This is a genomic window from Sharpea porci, from assembly GCF_009695655.1.
GTDB classification, from domain to species: Bacteria; Bacillota_I; Bacilli_A; order Erysipelotrichales; family Coprobacillaceae; genus Sharpea; species Sharpea porci.
In genome coordinates, this window is the sequence record NZ_VUNM01000007.1 from 22,208 (window position 1) to 39,779 (window position 17,572).

At 37.2% G+C, this 17,572-nt stretch carries 16 protein-coding genes; 9 read left to right on the forward strand and 7 right to left on the reverse strand.

Features of this window, described 5'->3' with window-relative positions:
• Positions 1-5 precede the first annotated feature (5 nt).
• From FYJ79_RS04655 to FYJ79_RS04675, 5 genes are all read right to left on the reverse strand, one after another.
• A complete protein-coding gene (locus FYJ79_RS04655; RefSeq protein WP_154514941.1) occupies positions 6-443 on the reverse strand; it encodes an Rrf2 family transcriptional regulator in 438 nt (145 codons plus the stop codon).
• Between the two features lie 82 nt (positions 444-525).
• Positions 526-1,158 carry an NAD(P)-dependent oxidoreductase gene (locus FYJ79_RS04660; protein WP_154514943.1) on the reverse strand — a complete coding sequence of 211 codons (633 nt, stop codon included), beginning with the start codon at positions 1,156-1,158 and terminating at the stop codon, positions 526-528.
• Positions 1,159-1,286: 128 nt separating this feature from the next.
• Entirely contained in the window at positions 1,287-2,621 is a 1,335-nt protein-coding gene (locus FYJ79_RS04665; RefSeq protein ID WP_154514945.1) for a dicarboxylate/amino acid:cation symporter, read from the reverse strand.
• A gap of 424 nt (positions 2,622-3,045) precedes the next feature.
• Positions 3,046-4,080, reverse strand: coding sequence for a DNA/RNA non-specific endonuclease (locus FYJ79_RS04670; RefSeq protein WP_326803332.1), 1,035 nt, complete (start codon positions 4,078-4,080; stop codon positions 3,046-3,048).
• Positions 4,077-4,481: a ribonuclease Z gene (locus FYJ79_RS04675; protein ID WP_154514947.1), complete on the reverse strand. Its 405-nt coding sequence runs from the start codon at positions 4,479-4,481 to the stop codon at positions 4,077-4,079. Before FYJ79_RS04675 ends, FYJ79_RS04670 begins: the two co-directional genes overlap by 4 nt.
• A gap of 112 nt (positions 4,482-4,593) precedes the next feature.
• On the opposite strand from FYJ79_RS04675, the gene FYJ79_RS04680 reads away from it, so the two are divergent.
• From FYJ79_RS04680 to FYJ79_RS04700, 5 genes are all read left to right on the forward strand, one after another.
• Positions 4,594-4,761 carry a hypothetical protein gene (locus FYJ79_RS04680; protein ID WP_154514949.1) on the forward strand — a complete coding sequence of 56 codons (168 nt, stop codon included), beginning with the start codon at positions 4,594-4,596 and terminating at the stop codon, positions 4,759-4,761.
• A gap of 110 nt (positions 4,762-4,871) precedes the next feature.
• Positions 4,872-5,792 carry an ABC transporter ATP-binding protein gene (locus FYJ79_RS04685; protein ID WP_154514951.1) on the forward strand — a complete coding sequence of 307 codons (921 nt, stop codon included), beginning with the start codon at positions 4,872-4,874 and terminating at the stop codon, positions 5,790-5,792.
• Complete coding sequence (locus FYJ79_RS04690; RefSeq protein ID WP_154514953.1) at positions 5,764-6,663, forward strand: ABC transporter permease; 900 nt, start codon at positions 5,764-5,766, stop codon at positions 6,661-6,663. The genes FYJ79_RS04685 and FYJ79_RS04690 overlap by 29 nt, the downstream gene beginning before the upstream one ends.
• 75 nt (positions 6,664-6,738) lie before the next feature.
• Positions 6,739-7,446 carry an ABC transporter ATP-binding protein gene (locus FYJ79_RS04695; protein ID WP_154514955.1) on the forward strand — a complete coding sequence of 236 codons (708 nt, stop codon included), beginning with the start codon at positions 6,739-6,741 and terminating at the stop codon, positions 7,444-7,446.
• 1 nt (position 7,447) lies between these two features.
• Positions 7,448-9,046 carry a hypothetical protein gene (locus FYJ79_RS04700; RefSeq protein WP_154514957.1) on the forward strand — a complete coding sequence of 533 codons (1,599 nt, stop codon included), beginning with the start codon at positions 7,448-7,450 and terminating at the stop codon, positions 9,044-9,046.
• 90 nt (positions 9,047-9,136) lie between these two features.
• Here FYJ79_RS04700 and FYJ79_RS04705 read toward each other — a convergent pair whose 3' ends face one another.
• Both FYJ79_RS04705 and FYJ79_RS04710 read right to left on the reverse strand, forming a co-directional pair.
• On the reverse strand, positions 9,137-10,084 hold the full coding sequence (locus FYJ79_RS04705) for an NmrA family NAD(P)-binding protein (RefSeq protein ID WP_154514959.1): 948 nt from the start codon (positions 10,082-10,084) through the stop codon (positions 9,137-9,139).
• Between the two features lie 81 nt (positions 10,085-10,165).
• Positions 10,166-11,032 carry a LysR family transcriptional regulator gene (locus FYJ79_RS04710; RefSeq protein WP_154514961.1) on the reverse strand — a complete coding sequence of 289 codons (867 nt, stop codon included), beginning with the start codon at positions 11,030-11,032 and terminating at the stop codon, positions 10,166-10,168.
• A gap of 109 nt (positions 11,033-11,141) precedes the next feature.
• On the opposite strand from FYJ79_RS04710, the gene FYJ79_RS04715 reads away from it, so the two are divergent.
• From FYJ79_RS04715 to FYJ79_RS04730, 4 genes are read left to right on the forward strand one after another with little or no spacing between them, the layout of a single operon-like run.
• Entirely contained in the window at positions 11,142-12,488 is a 1,347-nt protein-coding gene (locus FYJ79_RS04715) for a Wadjet anti-phage system protein JetA family protein (protein ID WP_154514963.1), read from the forward strand.
• A complete protein-coding gene (locus tag FYJ79_RS04720) occupies positions 12,485-13,126 on the forward strand; it encodes a DUF4194 domain-containing protein (RefSeq protein WP_154514965.1) in 642 nt (213 codons plus the stop codon). Before FYJ79_RS04715 ends, FYJ79_RS04720 begins: the two co-directional genes overlap by 4 nt.
• Positions 13,095-16,304 carry an ATP-binding protein gene (locus tag FYJ79_RS04725; protein WP_154514967.1) on the forward strand — a complete coding sequence of 1,070 codons (3,210 nt, stop codon included), beginning with the start codon at positions 13,095-13,097 and terminating at the stop codon, positions 16,302-16,304. Before FYJ79_RS04720 ends, FYJ79_RS04725 begins: the two co-directional genes overlap by 32 nt.
• On the forward strand, positions 16,297-17,508 hold the full coding sequence (locus tag FYJ79_RS04730) for a Wadjet anti-phage system protein JetD domain-containing protein (RefSeq protein WP_154514969.1): 1,212 nt from the start codon (positions 16,297-16,299) through the stop codon (positions 17,506-17,508). Before FYJ79_RS04725 ends, FYJ79_RS04730 begins: the two co-directional genes overlap by 8 nt.
• The last annotated feature ends 64 nt before the right edge of the window (positions 17,509-17,572 follow it).

Below are 17,572 nucleotides of genomic sequence, written 5' to 3' on the forward strand. Positions count from 1 at the left end.
CGTCATTACGATGCTGTTTGGGAAAGATGAGAGTTGTGATAGATTTCTTCAAGTGTATGACTTGCGAGATCTTCTTCAAAATGATTTTGAATCGTATGAAGTACTTCATCTAAGCCATCATGAATATGTTCTCCTACAGGACAGTCAGGATTAGGATGTTCGTGGAATCTAAAGAGTGTATCATCAGCTTTTGTTTCAACAGCGCGATAAACATCCAGTAATGTGATGTCTGATAATGGACGTTTTAAAACAATTCCACCTGGTCCTCTCTTGACATCTATTAAGCCCGCTTTCTTTAATGCTGACATACTGTTGCGAATAATAACAGGGTTAGTTCCCACGCTACCAGCTATCGCTTCGCTTGTATTCTTGCTGCTGTCTTTGACATAAGCTACATAAGTTAATATATGAATTGCTACCGTGAATTTTGTAGATACTTGCATATTCCTCACCTTCTTCTGCATGATAATATATCACACCATACATTGAAGTACAAACGAAACACTGCCCTTTTAGGGCAGTGATTTAGTCTGCATAGACAGAAATACGTTCTTTATCATGTTGGCCATTTTCAATAACATCCAACATAGCGCTGGCATAATCAGCGTAAGAAATTGTGGATTCGTTATTTTTATTGAGAGTAAGTTCTTCACCGGCAAAGGCATATTTGCCAGTTGCTTCACCGTCAGCGACAAAGTTAGCGGCTGGAGATAAATATGTCCAATGCACATCATTGCGCTTGCGAAGGGCGTTAAGACTATCAGCCATCGCATTGGCTACAGGTAGCCAGTCATGAGGGAAATCAGGCCCTGATGCGACTGTTTCAGTATGTTCTTTATTTGTATAAAGACTACCTGCGCCACCAACAATCAATAATCGTGTATTTGTATGTTCAAGTAAATCGGCTAAATGCTGGGATGTTACAGTATGTAAGTGCATCGCTTCACTTGCCCATGTTCCAAAGGCATCGACAACGACATCGAAACCCTCAAGATCTTCTTTCTTTAAATCTAAGATATCTTTGATCACATACTTTGATGCATCTGTATTGTTCTCTTTATGACGACCAAAGGCTGTTACGTCGTGACCTCTCTTGATTGCTTCTGTAATAACTTTTCTTGCCACTTTACCATTAGCGGCGACTACTGCTATTTTCATAATATATCCTCCTTGATGTAAATATATTTATTACAAATATCAGTATACTGATTTTTCTCTAGATGTCAACAAATATGTTACAACAATAAATAAAGAAAACTCCAATGCCTTAGCACTGGAGCTTTTGATTATGCGTTGACAACTTCTTCTTTAGGATCAGCGTTGTCAGCATTATAGACTTCATGATCAATCATATTTTCGCTTTCAGCCACTAAGACTGTTGCTGTTGCGGCACCGATAACGTTTGTAGCAGTTCTTGCCATATCCACGATCATGGAAATAGGGGAGAAGAGAACAATCATTTCAACAGGTAAACCTGCAGCAGTAAAGAGGGCTGTAGCGGTAATTGTAGCTGTACCTGGAACACCAACAGTACCGATTGATACAAGTAATGTAAGAACGATTAATAAGCCATAATCACCAGCAGTATAGTTGAGTTTCTGCATATGAACTACAAAGACGGCAAGAAGCATTGGCCACATACCTGCACATCCTGGCATACCAAGGTTGGCTCCAAGTGATGCTGTAAAGGAAGCAATATCTTCATGAACACCCATCTTTTCTTTTAACTGACGAATAGTAACAGGCAGTGTACCAATAGAACTTTCTGAAGTAAAGGCTACAACACCAGCAGGAGCAACCTTCTTTAAGAACTTAATTGGATTTAATTTAGCGACAAATCGAATCAATAATGTTTCAACACCAAAGACCTGAATAGCGCATAAAACATAGGCAATTACTAAGATCAGTAAGAGTGGAAGCATGTCAGAGATCTTATTAGCTCCAACAGCACGGAAAATCAATGCTGTAACGGCATATGGTGTAAAGTCAATGACAATACCAATAGCCCCAGACATTACCTTATTACCAGCATCAATAAATTTCTTAAAATAAACAACATCAGGATTATCTTTCACTAAGCTGTTATAAGCTAAAGCCACAATAATCGCAAAGACAATGACTGGAACAACCGCATTTGTAGACCATTGTGCAACTAAGTTTGATGGGAATAATCCAACAATAGTATCAATGATAGAAGGAACTTCCTTTGCCTTTGTAGCTGTTTCTGGAACATAGTGGAAGTTTGCTCCAACATTAAAGATTAAAGCAGCAATCAAAGTAAGAACTGAAGCAGATAGAGTCTGGAATAATAACCAGAGAACTGATTTCAAGCCAATATTCTTCAAACGAATAGAATCACTTAAGTTAGTGATACTTGCGGTTACACTAAAGAGAAGAAGAGGAACGACGAAGGCTGAAAGAGCCTGTGAATAAATCGTACCTACCATGGCAACAATATTATAATGTGTTGTAAAGAGTACACCTAAGAGTATACCAAAAGCTGTTCCTATTAAGACAAGAAGACCAAAGTCTAGATCCTTTTTCTTATCTAGGAAGAATAACACTGCAAACATCACAAGAGCGACTGCAGCAGCGACAAAATCTAAAACTGTAAAAGTCATATTACTTTCCTCCATTTCTTAAACTTTATTTCCCTATAAACCCACTTAATAAGTAGGAATATGGTGATATTCTACAATGTCCTACTCGTAATGTCAAAAGATATAGTTATATTTTTTTTAATCTTATTTGTGGTATTTGATTAAAGCGTTTACACTTCTTTGTCCTTCGTTTTTATGCTTATTTATACCAAAATATCACTTAATATTAAGTGATGTAAAATAGGCAAATAATGATGTATATTATACATAATTTAAGAGCATATTATTTTAGAACAAAGAGTTAATTAAAATAATAGCGTTATGATAAATAGAAAAATAAATATCGTAAAATATATCTATTAATAGGATAAATAAATGATAACTAAAAGAAGCTATTAAAATTAAGTAAAATAATAAAAGAAAAGAATGAGCTGATTTGCTCATTCTAGGGATTGCATATTTTACAAGGGTTGTAGCCTTGACTTATAGCACTATCACGATTATCGAAAGTGACTTTGTTTGCGGGGGACATGCGTGTAACCATCCGACAGTCACTGCGATGGAATTTCTTTGTGTTTTTGTTTCCAATATAAGCTGCGTTTACCGGTGTGCTTTGGGCTGGCTGAGGCTTGCTTTGTGCTTTTTGTGTATTTTGTTGGGGAGATGGCTGTGCCGATGATGTTGCACTGCTTGTACCATTGGCATAGTTGATTGTCACCCCAGGCTGGACATTATAACAGAAGACGTTGAAGAGAATCGATGCCCCATTATCAGCCAGGGATTTCGCTTCCATAAGAACACCAGAAGCCACAAGATTGTTGCCATCGAAGACTGGCGTAACACGGTAATAGACGGGTTGATTGGTTTCTTTGATATAGTCGGTTACCATGTTTTCAAAAGGCAACATGCCTTCAATATTCAAGTAACGGGTACCGGTGATTAAATTCTTGACATTCGCATTTTCTCCGGTTAACTGATAACCAATAAGATGACAGCGGTTATAGAGATAGCCAGCACTGCCCTTGCCGACAACTTCATAACGTACTGTCTGCCAGCCACTTGGTTTCACATCGGCAATGGAACCTCGTTTTGTCGTTGGCATTAATGCTTTGGTAATGCAGGCTGTGGCTACCCCACAACGTCCTAATGAATCGAGATTTGAATAACTCTCAAAAGGCTTGTTGTTTAAATTATTGGGGAAGAAAGGCTTGTTGTCATTGACAACGACATAGGGCTTACCACTATAAGCAGGAATGCTTGCGAGTGAGAAATTTGTTTGCGGCGTTGTTGTAACGGGTGTTGATGCTTCTTTATTTTGGGTTGTTTTTTGTTCTTCTTGTTTTTTATTTTCTGTTTTTTTGTCTTGAGCGACTTCGCTTGTTTTTGGCTCGCTTTTTGGTGTTGTTTCACTTGCACATCCCGTCAGCAATAGTGTGGCTAGAAGGATGGCGGAGAGAAAACGTTGGAACTTTAGTTTCACTTTTCAAATACCTCCAATAAAATATCATCATGGGAAGATCCCACGAATTCCATAGAATCCTTTAATTGCATAGCATTCTCAGGAAGATAATCAAGTGAGAAGTCACTTGGATAATGTCTGTTCCAGTGGAATAGATAAAACATGTTGATTTTATCTTTGTAGGCAAGAAGTTTCTTGTCTTCCACAAAGCAATAGTCATGATCTTGGGCATGTTCTAAATAATCATCATCAACCACAATATGATCCTTATTCTCAAATAAAGATGTTGAGAAAGAACTGATATAAAGCTTATCATTGCCCACAATCTCAAGCACTTTCTCAATAAGAATCCGGTCTTTCGAAACCCTTCGGTGATTAAAAAGCAGTCCGCCTTCATCATCAATAACACATAATATTTTCATATAAACCTCCTATTTGAAACAAATTAAATAATTATAAAGACAAAGTATATTAAATTGTGTATAATATGTATGAACTTCGATATATTTCGTTAGCAGCCACTAGGAGGTATATATGAAGAATGATGACATCCGTGATATTTATCTTGAACTCAATGCCATTAGTCAGATCATGCATCTGATTAGTCTACATGATGAAGATGGCTCACTTGCCTATCTTGATTACCTCGCTTTAAGAATTGATGACCTTCTCGTTCGTTTAAATCAACACTCCCTTCAATAGGGAGTATTCTTTTTTATGTTATCACTTCGTTAATGTTTCGTGAAGAATTTCTTAGATACGTCTGTTTCAAAGAATACATTTGGTATAATAACAAAAAGGTGGCGAAGAGAATGATTGAAGTCAAACATTTAAGTAAGTCTTTTGGTGATCTTCAGGCAGTGGATGATATCAGTTTCTCGGTAAAGAAAGGCCAGCTTTTTGCCTTTTTAGGCGTCAATGGTGCAGGCAAGAGTACAACGATTTCAATGCTGACAAGTGAACTTATGCCGACAAGTGGCAGTGTGTGGATTGATGGTGTTAATGTCCAGGATGAAAGTGAGCTTATTAAAAGGAAAATCGGAGTTGTTTTCCAGGAAACGGTTCTAGATCAAGAGCTTACAGTCTATGAGAATCTTGAATGCCGTGCTGCTCTTTATGGTATAACTGGAAAAGATTTCCAATTACGCTTGCAACAACTTGTGGAGATGTTTGATATGCATGATTTTATCAAGCGTCCATTTAAACACTTATCGGGAGGACAGAGAAGACGTGTTGATCTGATCCGAGCCCTTATTCATCGCCCCCAAATACTTATTCTTGATGAACCAACAACAGGATTAGACCCAGGAACAAGAAAGATGATCTGGGCTATTATTGAGCAATTACGTCAAGAAGAAGAACTTACAGTCTTTTTGACAACTCATTATATGGAAGAGGCGAATGATGCAAGTTTTGTTGTTATTATTGATCATGGACATATAGTTGCTAAGGGGACACCGCATGAACTTAAGAATCAGTATGCGCTTGATACTCTTTATCTCTATCAAGTGAGTGAAGAAGATGTTCAAAGACTTCATATGTCCTATCGATGTATCAATCATGGCTATGCCATAGCTCTTAAAGATGTCAAAGAAGCAACAAAGCTCATTATCACTTACCCACAACTCTTCACAGATTATGAAATTATCAAAGGTGATATGGATAGCGTATTCTTAAATGTTACAGGAAAGAAGGGAAATGGATATGAAGACAACACTGATCCTGATGCATAGACATCAGAAACTCTTTTTTAAAGATAAAGGCATGTTTCTTTCATCATTGATTACACCTGTCATTCTCATAGTGCTTTATATGACCTTTCTTGATCGTATCTATCATAATAGTTTTGTCTCTTATATGCCTAAGAACTTCTCGTTGTCATCGTCCATTATTAATGCCACTGTTGCTTCGCAGCTTATTTCCTCCCTGTTGGCAGTGACATGTGTGACTGTGACATTCAGTGTCAATATGACCATGGTGCAGGATTACGCATTAGGTATACGTAAGGACTTTGATATTGCCCCAGTGAAGAAAAGTGTGCTCTATTTGAGTTATTTGTTTGCGACGATTTTAAATAGCTTAATCGTCAATATGGTGGCGCTTATTTTAGGCTTATTCTATATTGCGACAAGGGGCTGGTATTTACAGGCTGTTGATATTGTATGGTTGATTGGTGATGTTGTTTTATTGGTTGTATTTGGGGCAGTGCTTTCAGGTATTATCTGCTTTCCATTAAGAACACAAGGTGCGCGTAATGCCGTTGGGACGATTGTTTCAGCTGGCTATGGCTTCTTCTGTGGGGCCTATATGCCATTGCATTACTTTGGGACGCATCTTCAAAATGTCATGAGTTTCTTTCCAAGCACTTATGCGACATCCCTATTAAAGAATCATTTCTTAAACCGGCCTTTCCACCAAATGCAGGAGGCAGGTGTACCCAAAGCTGTCATCAAAGAAATTGCCATAAGCTTGGACTGTAAGCCAAAATTATTAGGGCATGTTGTGTCGGTAGAGATGATGATCTTGTTGCTTCTGATGGCTACAATAATATTGCTTGTTCTTTATCTTTTCTTAAGTCAATATCGGTCAAAGAAATTATCATAATATGACTAATAAGTAACCGTATTTGATATGTAAATATGGTAGGATAAGAAAAAGACGATTAAGTGAGGAACATATATGCTTCAAATCAAACATTTGACAAAAACATATGGCAACAAGATAGCAGTAAAAGACCTAAGTTTACATATCAAGCCGGGGGAAATCTATGGCTTTATTGGCCATAATGGTGCCGGAAAGACAACGACATTACGTTCAGTTGTCGGCATCCAACAATTCGATCAAGGTGAAATCCTTATTGCCGGGAAGAATAACCAGGAGGACCCGCTTGCCTGCAAGAAAGTGATTGCTTATATTCCAGATAATCCCGATCTCTATGAATTTATGACAGGATATAAATATTTGAATTTTGTGGCGGATATCTATGGTGTTGATAGTATATTAAGACAGGAAAATATTCAAAAATATGGTGATCTCTTTGAAATCACTCAAGATCTTGGACAACCTATTAGTACCTATTCCCATGGGATGAAGCAGAAACTCGCTATTATTGCGGCATGGATGCATAATCCCCAGCTCATTATTATGGATGAGCCTTTTGTCGGGCTTGATCCTAAAGCATCTCATTTACTTAAGGGGATGATGCGTGAAGTCTGTGAAAAGAATGGGGCTATCTTCTTCTCAACCCATGTCCTTGAAGTCGCTGAAAAGCTCTGTGATAAGATTGCGATTATTAAGAATGGTGAACTGATCAAACAGGGCACAATGGAAGAAGTGAAAGGGGACGAGAGTCTCGAAGATGTCTTCCTGGAACTGGAGGAAGAATAAGATGTTAGGGATTCTTGTTAAGAAACAGTTGGCTGAGATCTTCCGAAATTATCTCTATGATCCAAAACGTAATAAAGCACGTTCGTTATCATCAAAAATAATGATGTTTGTGTTGTTTGCCTTTCTCATGATTGTGGTGATAGGAGGGATGTTTTTCTCCATGGCACTAGGTATGCAGGTGATGATTAGGCTTGATTATGGCTGGTTTTATTTTATTGTCATGGGTTTTGCGGCATTGTTTTTAGGAGTGTTTGGGAGTGTTTTTTCGACTTATTCAACACTCTATCTAGCGAAAGATAATGACTTGTTGTTGAGTATGCCCATACCTATTCAAGACCTCATTGCCTCAAGACTGATCAGTGTTTATTTGATGGGATTGATGTATAGTGGTATTGTCTGTATTCCTGCCCTGATTGTTTATTTCCTCATTACACCATTTACTTTTCTTCGCATACTTGGAGGACTTGTCTGGATGTTTGTAGTGAGTGTTCTCGCTTTTGTCTTAAGCTGTCTATTGGGCTATGTTGTGGCGCAGGTTTCAACAAGGCTTAAGCGTAAGAATATTGTCACTGTCATTATTTCTGTCATCTTTCTAGCCATCTATTATGTCTTTTATGCTAGAGCTATGGATATGATGAATATTCTTGTCAAGAATGTTGCCCTCTATGGGCAGTCAATTAAAGATGCATCGTATTTAATATATCTTTTTGGCAAGATGCCTGAAGGCTTTCTTGGAAGTATGATTGGATATCTGGCTGTTTCATTATTGCTTGTCTATGCTATATGGCATATCTTAAGCCACAGCTTCCTTAAAATCGCTACCATGACAAAAACAACCACAAAGACAAACAAAAACAAGACCACCTTCCACCAACATTCCCTCTTTAAAGCCTTGCTTTTAAAGGAATTTGGACGCTTTACGAGCAGTGCGAACTATATGTTGAATTGTGGCTTGAATATTTTTGTGATGCCGATTGCCGGTATAGCACTCATCATTAAGAGTCAAGAAGTCATGAATGTTGTCAAAGCCTTAAGTCAAAATGTTGAAGGCGGGTTAGTCGTTATGATTTGTGCAGGCATATGCTTGTTGGCTTCTATGAATGATATGGCTGCTCCAGCAACATCACTGGAAGGAAAGAATATCTGGATTGTGCAATCATTACCTATCGAGGCCTCTCTACTTGTCAAAGCAAAAGCCTGTATGCAGTATATCCTGACTGCTCTTCCTGTTTGTTTCTTATCTCTTTGTGTGATTTTTGCTTTTCGCTTGTCACTTCTATCAAGTCTTGTTGTTCTTATCTTCCCCCAGCTCTATTGTCTTTTTACAGCTTTATTTGCGGCATGGATTGGGATGATGAGAGCGAATCTACAATGGACTAATGAACTCTATCCCATTAAACAGTCACTTTCAGTAACAATCTGTTTATTTGGGGGATGGGCAGTAAGTGCTTTGATTGGCTTTTTCTATATCTATGTTGGGCATTATTTAGGTATGGGGGTTTATCTATTACTGATGGCCATCATCTTATTGGTATTATCTTATGTGATTGTGCACTATATTGATCATCATGCCAGTGAGAGATTTATGAATATGCATTAGGGAGACACTGTCTCCCTTTTTAGATACCAAAAAGACGATGCTGTACAACATCGTCTATGATTATTATTTGGGAAATTTGTATTTTAGGAATTATTTTTTATCTTTTGAATGACGATCACCAATCTGGAAGTCATCACTATGTTCAAACATATAGGATACCGTTAGTGGATCATCACCAGTGAGCTTTTTAAAGTCATCAGTGCACTGAGCCATCTTTCCTTCACGAATAGACTGGCCAAAAGTGACCATGCCTTCAGAAGAGAAAGGCGCTTCACTGCCATCTTTGAATTTACCATCCGTTGTGCGTGGAACACCCATGGCATCAAAGACTGCATAGTTTTCTTCATCCGTGATGTATTTATAGACAACATGATGACCTGTCGCTTTATTACCGTATTCAATGAACTGTTTGATTGTCATTAATTCAGGACCATTAATATTCAAAACAACATTGCCATATTCAAATGCACGATGAAGACCATAGGCAACTGCCTTAGCACAATCTTTTCTTGAGATATAGGCCATTAAGCCATCGCCCTGATTGTTTGTAAGTGGCGCATTGAGATGCACATAAGTGAAATAGTTTGTGATCATTGCTTCGGCATATTGGGAATTACGCATGAAGATATAATCAAGACCAGCATCCTTAATATAGTTTTCAGTATAGATATGATCAATCTTTTCTATTGAAGGCATGCTTTCATCATCGGCATTGACAAGGGATGTATAGATGATTTTCTTAACACCTGCCTCTTTAGCCGCATCAATACAATTGCGATGAGCAGCCTGTCTCTTTGCCCCGACAAAAGGCATGGAAATAAGAGCTAATGCATCAGCTCCCTTAAATGCTTCAACAAGACCATCTTTGTAGTTAAAATCAGTGACATGTGTAGTAATGCCCATATCCTGATAAGGCTTAAGCGCTTTTTCACTATAACCACAAAAGGCAAGATGATCTTTGTCTTCAAGCGTCATGAGGACTTTAGCAGCTTCTTGGCCAAGATTACCATCAACACCAGTTAAAACAAGTTTAGCCATTTCTTTTACCTCCTTCAGCCTCATTATAATGAATTATTTCACATATATCCAATTCAATAATCCAATGCCCTATTAGAAAAACTAATGAAAGCTTTCAATAAACTTAGATAATGTTGTACTTGTAGAATCCTTAGAATATCCTGCACATATTTGATAAGTATGATGTGTATCAATAATAGGCACATAATGAATAGCTTCATGAAAAGGAATGGTAATATCTGCAGAAGGCGCAAAACCCAACAAGTTTTCAGTAATAATATAAAACATCTCCGTATCGAGATCATCCACAGTTCTCACAATCATCGGTTCATAGCCATCTAAATTGCGACTTCGCCTTAAGAATTCATCATAGCTATCACCTATCTGATTTCTTGAAAGCATAATCATGCGATAAGTATAGAGTTCATCAATAGTAACAGATTCACGCTCATAAAGGGGATGCCCTTTACCAACAATAGCTCCATATTGCCCTTTAGCTAATACTTCAGAGACCATCCCCGCTTCATCAAAGCTATGAGTGAAACTTAATATACAATCATACATATGACTATGAATCGCCTCATTAATATCTTTAATCAAGACTTTATCAAGATCAATCTTAATTTCAGGATAACGTTCCTTAAAGAGAGGAATATAATGCAACAAGAATTTTAAATCCTCATAAGACGTATAACCAATATAAAGAGCAGGGGTGTCGGCTTGCATAACTTCTTGCAGTCTTTCATATTGCTTAAGAATGAGCTTAGCTTGGTTATAGAAGATCGTGCCTTTCGTTGTTGGAATGATGGGGGTTTTCTTATGATCGAAGAGGGGTGTATGGAATTCCTGTTCGAGCGAAGAAACGAATTGGGAGAGGGAAGCCTGGGAGATATAATTCTTCTTGGCGACTTGCGTAAAGTTGCGACATTCATAAAGGTCGATATAATATTTTAGTTTTTCAATATGCATAGGTGATATCCTTTCTCTTTATACTATAGCGAAAAAGTTTTTTTTCGTTAAGTACTTCTTATTTCATCTTCTTATAAGGCATGATATTATTGTGAAAATGGAGGAAAATATGGAAAAACATTTGTTTGAATATGTACCGACAAACTTCTTTTCCCTTCTTGCTTCACCGACAAGAGAAATGAATGCTGATTGCTTGTTTATTACTTATGATGCCTTGCGAGGGAGAATGAGTTATGCGTGTTTGAAGGAAGAGTTTGTGGATTTAATGACGGAATATTTTGAGAATCATTATATGAATATTCCTGATGATGAGATTAAAGGAACGCCAAGGGAAAAGGCTTTGGCCATGCTTGCACGTTTTAAGGAATTTGGCTGGGTGAATATTGATGATGATAGTGGGAATTATGAAGTCTATGTGACTTATACGGATTATGCGATTCGTATTCTTCAGACTCTCTTTGACTTGGATCATCTCCATGATATTACTTATTCTGGTTTGATCTATGCGATTGCGAATTGTTTTCGGCATTTTGATTTTGAACATGGCTATCTCGCCTTCGATAATGCCTATAAGCAGACTATGGTCTTAGGGGAGAAACTCCAGAATCTCAATTCAAGCATCAAGAAATATATCCAGAAAATCTATGATGAAAAGAAGAATGAGAACTTAAATGGCTTACTAGATACTTTGTTGAAGGATTTCCAGATTGAGGTAGTGGACAGAGCTTATCATAACCTGACAACCTATGACAATCCTGCCAAATTCCAGCTTGAAATCATTGATAATATCGATAACATCATGAACAATGACAATTTAGTCGAACTCATTATTCATCAGATTCAGGATCGCCAGGGTGTTGACTATGAGGAAGCCCACTATATCCTCCATCATCAAGCTGATTATATCAAAGACTCTTTTGATCACATTGAAGATATCATGAATGAAATAAATCTCAAACATTCACGCTTTGTCCAGTCAGCCCGTGTTCGAATTGAATTCCTCTTAAATAATAAGAAAGACATTGAAGGAAAGATCAATAAGATTATTCGTTATCTTGATGATGACATGGATATCACAAAGATGAGTCAATTGGCCTATCTTGATAGTGAGTCCCTCTATACACCACGGACAAAGAGTGTCAAGGGTGATATTGAAGAAGTGAAAGAAATTGAATGGGATGAAAAGGATATTGAGAAAAGGATTGCCCGTCTTCATCTCACCAATCGTATTAATAAGAAGACTGTGGATGCGTTTGTTTTGAAAAGACTTGAAGAAGAAGACGCTTTTCTCGCAAGCAGCTTACCACTTGAGACAAGTGAAAATGCCGCCTATCTCGCCTTGATCTTCCTCTATGGCTATAGCCATATGGCAAGTTATGCTATTGATTTAAGGGATGATCTTGTAGAGAAGAATGGCTATCGCTTTAAAGAATTTGTCGTAAGGAGGAAGATATGAGTTATCGCGAAGATGCAAGAAGTTTTTATGAACGTTATAGCCAGTTAGAAGAGCGTGATCAGACAAGAATAAGCAAGCTGGTGAATAAGCTATTAAGTATGAATTTTCTTTGTCGTGCAAAGGAAACGGATCGTGAGGATTATTATTTCTGTGTGCGTTATGAAGCAATTTTTAAGGCTTATTTCTCGTTGATGGATTATGATTTGAAAATTAATAAACAAAATGAAGTTGTGGCTATTACGAATCGTGAGGGTTATAACCATCTCCAGTTACGTCTTAATGAGTCATTGATCTTGTTGATATTGCGTAAGATGTATTATAAGAAGATGAATACATTATCACTTAATGACAATATCAGTATGAGAATTGGCGAATTACATGAAGAAATTCTAGCGACAAATCGCTTTGATAAGCGTATTGGTAAGAGTGAATTGGGTCAAATTATAAGACTATTTAAGCGTTATAATCTTGTTGATATGATTGGGGATGTTGGTGATGATGATAGTGTCTTAATTCTTTATCCAAGCATTCTTTATGCCGTATCCATCGCCCAAATTGAAGAAGTTGAACGTAAAATTGATGCCTTAGCTAAGGGGGAAAGTGGAAATGAAGAAAATCACGAAAATGAAGCTGATTAACTGGCATCAGTTTCATAACCAGACGATTGAGATTACGGATAATGTGATGTTGACAGGGGAGAATGGGACAGGTAAATCGACAATCCTGGATGCCATTCAGTTTGTCTTAACAGCTGGCAAAGTGAAATTCAATTCCGCTGCCAACGATAGTGCCAAACGTTCAATTAAAACCTATATGCGTGCTAAATTAGGTGTGGAAGGCAAGGAAGTCTTAAGAACTGGAGCTGTTATCAGCATGATTGCCTTGGAATATTTTGATGAGAAATCAGGAAGAAGCAATGTTATTGGGGTTCATTTAACACTGAGTGAAAGTGACTATTTACGTAAGCTCTTCTTTAACTACCAGGGGACTATTGCGGATCAGTATTTCTTTAATGAACACTATGTAAAAGAACGTCCGGACTTTAAGAAAACAATTCAACAGCTAGACCATAATGCGACATTTGTGGAGAAGGAAGAAGAAGCGAGAGATCTCTTTAGAAAGATCATGGGAGTGGATAAAAAATATGCGGATCTGATTCCAAGAGCTTTAGCCTTCAAGCCGCTTTCTAAAGTAGATGAATTTATTTTTGAATTCATTCTTAAAGAAGAAAGTATTGATATTCCTGTTTTATCAGAAAATATCCGTAATTATCGTTTATTAGAGAATAAGCTTAAAGAAGTGCAGGAGAAAATTGAGGCTCTCACAGATATTGATGAAAGCTATGCTTCTTTTCAACAAGCCAAAGAAGATATTCAAACATCAAAAGACCTCACCATCTATTATCAAATCAAACAAACCCAAGAAACCCTCAACCGTATCGAAAAAGATATCACCCTTCATACAAGTGAAATCGCTTCCCTAAACCACCAAATCCTCACTCTAGAACAACAACGTACCGATCTTTCCAACCAACAACATCACTATCAAAGCTTACTTGATGGTAATGCCGATTACCAACAAATGAAAGAACTCAAGAATGACCTAGAACGTGCAAAAATAACCCTCTCCCAAAAAGAGAAAGCATATCAGTCCTTCATGAAAGACTTCCATCAGGAAATCGCTATCTACAAGAAACTACGTCTCTTTATGCCTTTTGTGGAAAAGGTTCAAAGTGGGGACTATGAGACATCCTATCTGCGCTCTACGCTCAATGACATTATTCAGGAATTCAATAAACGTACGACCGAACTTCAAAGAGAAATCACAAAATTAGAATATGATTTAAACAATCAACATCGAGATTACCAACAACTCAAAGACATCCATACGCGTTTAAAACAACATCGTTTCTCCTATCGACCAGAAATGGAACGCTTGTTGAAGATTTTAAAAGAAGAGCTCTTAGAACATTATGGTAAGCCCATTGAAGTAAGACCGGTTTGTGAATATCTAGAAATTCAGGATGAAGAATGGCGTCAAGCGATTGAAGGCTATATGAATACACAGCGTTTTGATTTGATTATTGAACCTGAATATTATGACTTTGCGGCTAAGGTTTATGAAGCCCATCATAAAAGAGACCGTCTCTTTGGAACTGGGATTGTCAACTGTGCTCGTCTTAAAAAGTATGATGTGGTGGAGGAAAACAGTGTCGCTACACTTGTCACTTCTAAAAACACCTATGCCCTTCTTTATGCCAAGATGATTCTTGGCAAGGTCACAAAGGCCAATAGTGTGGAGGAAATGAAGCAATATAAGACAGCATTGACAAAGAGTTGTATGGTCTATAAAAATTATACATTGCGTGCTCTTAATCCAAAGGTCTATGAGATTCCTTATATTGGTATTGAAGCCTACAAGCTCCAGATGCAGCTTATTGAAAGCAAGCTTAAGGAACTTAAAGCCATCATTGATGAAAAGACAAAGACAATGAAGACACATGAAAATAGACTTCAGCTCATGCTTCAAAGTAAATCATCCCTTCTCGTAAAACAGCTAGATATCATTGATGAATATCATACAATGAAACAATCTACATCCAACCTCCAAAAACAATTCAATGCGATTAAAGATAATCCATCCTATATGGACTATCTCAATGCATTAGAAAAAGTACAGGATGACTTAAAAGCTCTCAATCAGTCCATTAGTGAGAAATATACATCCAAGGGTAAGAATGAAGAAAGTCTCAAGAATGCCCAATCTCAACAACTTCTCATCGACCAACAACTTAAAGACCTACAAAGACATGAAATAGATTTTCAGCTCTATGACCAACAAATTCAATATTATAATGAAAAAAACAAAAAGAATTACCAAAAAACACTCAATACCCTCAACAATATTATTCAAGAGGGAGAAAACCGTATTCATCTCAAAGAGACACAAGTTATTCAGAAGATGCATGATTTCAATTTAGTCTTTGATGCGGGCTATGAAGAATCCATCCAGGGTTATCCACAGTATCAGGAAGAACTCTTGCGTCTTCGTGATATAGAGGTTATTGAAAGACAAAATGAAGTTAGTGAAGCCAAACGTAAATCTGAATCAAGCTTCCAGGAATCCTTTATCTCTAAGCTACAAAGCTATATTAAGAATGCGAGAAGAGAAATTGATCAATTAAATAAGGGCTTAGTGGACATTGATTTCAATGGTGATCATTATCGCTTTATCTGCACAAAATCCAAGAATCCACGCTATAGTCGTTATTATGACATTATTATGAGCGGGCAGCAGTTCTATAGTGAAGACCTCTTTACGACGTCACTCTCTGATGAAAACAGAGCGATCATGGGAGAACTCTTCGATCGTCTATCAGATTATGAACAAGGGGATGACAAGATGGAAGAGAATCTCAGAACCTTTACGGATTATCGTCGTTATCTTTCCTATGATATAGAGATTACGCATGAGAATGGTGATGTCACACTCTATTCTAAAGTCAGCGATGAAAAGTCCGGTGGGGAAACACAAACACCATTCTATGTCGTTATTGCCTCTTCCTTCCAGCAACGTATTAAAGAACGGGCGAATGAAGATTCTGGTTGTGTTGTTCTGTTTGATGAAGCTTTCAACAATATGGATGAAACACGTATTCAGGAAATGATGAAATTCTATCGTGAGCTGAATATCCAGATTATTCTCGCTGTACCACCTGCTCGTGCTGAAACAATTATGCCATATATTGAAACAACGTTGGTTGTTGTTAAGACAAGTGATCATGCGGCTATAGTCAGAGGAATTAATCATGGTTGAGATAGATTATAAAAAAGAGATTGCGAATAAAATATTAGCTAAGTATGAAAATTCTAAGCACTTTCTTTCTCTTCATAGTACTAATAGACGGGTATTATTGAAAATGACAGAAATCAATAAGCATTATAATGATTCCTCATTTTATAATACTTATCGTGCTATTAATGAAGTTGTTGATGAACTGAAAAAAGAAGGCTATATTGCCATAAACAAAGATACACAAGAAGACAATATATCAATTGCCTTAAATCTAGACTTAGAAAAAATTCAACAGCTCTATATTATTGCCAAGAGAGTCAATAAGCATGACTTATTAGCTGGTATTCTTGAAGTATGTGAAGAAGAGAAGAGTGATGTAGATTGGATCAACACCTTTCTCTTAGAAACAATGCAGTCTTTAAAAGAAGGGCATGCCTCGCCCTATTTAAAAGACAAAGAAGATGCCCGAGATATCCTTCATATACTCAAAAAGCTCACAAGACAAAAAGAAGAAATCTCACTACGTAAATTCTCCATTCTTTGTTTTCATGATTCAAAGAAATTAGAGGGTTATCTTCCTCGTGTTGAAAGCATTATCCAACATTATGATCATGAAGAATTAGAAGAAGATGTCCTTTCTTCTTTCAATGTGCTTAAAAATCCTGGCTTTATCTATCTTAAAGGCCATATTGTCATTGCCTTACATGGCCAGGTGATTGATATTGGGAAAATCAATGGACCATTCTCCATCACAACAGAGAATCTGACAGCTTTAGAAATCATCGCTATTGAAGACCATCATCTTGTCACCATAGAGAATTTGACATCATTCTATGACTTAAAACTCAATGACAGTCTGATGATCTATTTAGGGGGCTATCATAATACATTAAGACGTAGCCTGCTTTTAAAGATTATCGCATTTAAGCCAAGTCTTGCTTGTTTTCATTTTGGTGATCTTGATGCTGGGGGGATGAATATCTTTCACCATTTACGCACAAAGACCAATATTAACTTCAAGCCACTGGCCATGAATTGTTTTATTTTAGAAAAATATCGTGATTATGGGCGAAAACTTACCCAGAACGATATGATACGTCTCAACAATAATGATGATTCCTATTTCCAGGATGTCATCAAACTGATGTTGGAGTGGCATATTAAGCTAGAACAGGAAATTATTGATTTACCTGAAGATGTCTTTGAACAGCCACAATATTTCTAAAAAAACCGAGCTTATTGCTCGGTTTTTGCACTTATTATGATAATTTATATGTAGAAAAGACTTA

Bases quoted from the DNA above. Each gene is read 5' to 3' on its own strand.
- FYJ79_RS04655 (WP_154514941.1), bottom strand. From the start codon at position 443: ATGCAAGTATCTACAAAATTCACGGTAGCAATTCATATATTAACTTAT.
- FYJ79_RS04660 (WP_154514943.1), bottom strand. From the start codon at position 1,158: ATGAAAATAGCAGTAGTCGCCGCTAATGGTAAAGTGGCAAGAAAAGTT.
- FYJ79_RS04665 (WP_154514945.1), bottom strand. From the start codon at position 2,621: ATGACTTTTACAGTTTTAGATTTTGTCGCTGCTGCAGTCGCTCTTGTG.
- FYJ79_RS04675 (WP_154514947.1), bottom strand. From the start codon at position 4,481: ATGAAAATATTATGTGTTATTGATGATGAAGGCGGACTGCTTTTTAAT.
- FYJ79_RS04680 (WP_154514949.1), top strand. From the start codon at position 4,594: ATGAAGAATGATGACATCCGTGATATTTATCTTGAACTCAATGCCATT.
- FYJ79_RS04685 (WP_154514951.1), top strand. From the start codon at position 4,872: ATGATTGAAGTCAAACATTTAAGTAAGTCTTTTGGTGATCTTCAGGCA.
- FYJ79_RS04690 (WP_154514953.1), top strand. From the start codon at position 5,764: ATGAAGACAACACTGATCCTGATGCATAGACATCAGAAACTCTTTTTT.
- FYJ79_RS04695 (WP_154514955.1), top strand. From the start codon at position 6,739: ATGCTTCAAATCAAACATTTGACAAAAACATATGGCAACAAGATAGCA.
- FYJ79_RS04700 (WP_154514957.1), top strand. From the start codon at position 7,448: ATGTTAGGGATTCTTGTTAAGAAACAGTTGGCTGAGATCTTCCGAAAT.
- FYJ79_RS04705 (WP_154514959.1), bottom strand. From the start codon at position 10,084: ATGGCTAAACTTGTTTTAACTGGTGTTGATGGTAATCTTGGCCAAGAA.
- FYJ79_RS04710 (WP_154514961.1), bottom strand. From the start codon at position 11,032: ATGCATATTGAAAAACTAAAATATTATATCGACCTTTATGAATGTCGC.
- FYJ79_RS04715 (WP_154514963.1), top strand. From the start codon at position 11,142: ATGGAAAAACATTTGTTTGAATATGTACCGACAAACTTCTTTTCCCTT.
- FYJ79_RS04720 (WP_154514965.1), top strand. From the start codon at position 12,485: ATGAGTTATCGCGAAGATGCAAGAAGTTTTTATGAACGTTATAGCCAG.
- FYJ79_RS04725 (WP_154514967.1), top strand. From the start codon at position 13,095: ATGAAGAAAATCACGAAAATGAAGCTGATTAACTGGCATCAGTTTCAT.
- FYJ79_RS04730 (WP_154514969.1), top strand. From the start codon at position 16,297: ATGGTTGAGATAGATTATAAAAAAGAGATTGCGAATAAAATATTAGCT.